Genomic DNA, 1,037 nt, shown 5'->3' on the forward strand with positions numbered 1-1,037 from the left:
AGGTGCACCGCCCGATGAAGACCCGCAGGCTTTCCAGCGCCTGCGCGAGGCGTATGAGCTGGCCCCTGGCGCAAACCCGCTGGGAAGTGGAGGACGAGGCGGTCGAGGCGGCCCCCGGCGCCGATCGACTGCGCGCCTGCGCGCGAACCGGCAGGGGTGTTTGCCGAGCCGCAGGTCGAGGCCGCCCCGGACCAGCAGCGACAGGCCCAGGCCCTGCTTGACGGGCTGGCCCCGGCGCAGCTCGACAGCCGTTGGCAGCAGGCCTGTGCACAGGGCTGCGCAGCGGCCTTCGAGTACCAGTTGCTGCAGTACTGCCTGAGCGACGACGCACCACGCCTGGCGATTCTGCAGTGGGCGGTGGCGGCACGCGGCTGGTTCACGCCCTGGCAGACGGTGCCGATGACCGCCTACCAGGCTGACGAACTGCTGGGTAGCCTGTGGCACGCCTGCCATGCGGCGTTGCAGGCGCCGCTCGCGGCCGGCGACGAACGTGGTTTGTATGCATGCCTCGAAAGCTGGGGCGGGCAGGCCTGGCTGGAGCCCTTCGACCGTCGCGAGCAGTTGCAGGCGATGCTGCTGCAACTGCTGCACGAACACCCCAGCTGGAGCCATGGGCTGTTCGAGCGGGTGTGCCAGTACTTCAACTGGAGCGATGACGACGGTGGGCCGAAACCGGCCTACCTGTGGCAGGCGCTGAACGAGCGCTGCCAGCGCGAAGCCTGGTTCGCCCAACGCCAGGCGCTGGCCGAGCAATGGCATTGGCACACCAGCCCGCAAGGCAACGCGGCGTATCTGCTGTTGCGCAACCTCGAACTCAAGCAGCAAGTGGCACTGGCCCAGGGCTTCAGCGAGGCCGACTGGAATGCCTGCGAACAGTTGACCCAGGACCTGCTCTACCGTTACCCCGAGCTGCTTGAGCAGGTGCCGCACCGCGACCTGTACTTCTGGCGCAAGCTGGCGCCACGACCGATGCACCCGCGCAGCTATCTGCGGGTGATGAGCAGCATGTTGCTGGTGATCCTGCTGTGGATGGCAGG

General features: G+C 68.0%; 1 pseudogene. It reads left to right on the top strand.

Annotated features, from left to right (window positions below):
• Positions 1-156: 156 nt before the first annotated feature.
• Positions 157-1,037: pseudogene (locus tag G3436_RS15320) on the top strand (J domain-containing protein); the annotation flags it as partial.

Source organism: Pseudomonas brassicae (assembly GCF_010671725.1).
Lineage (GTDB): Bacteria > Pseudomonadota > Gammaproteobacteria > Pseudomonadales > Pseudomonadaceae > Aquipseudomonas > Aquipseudomonas brassicae.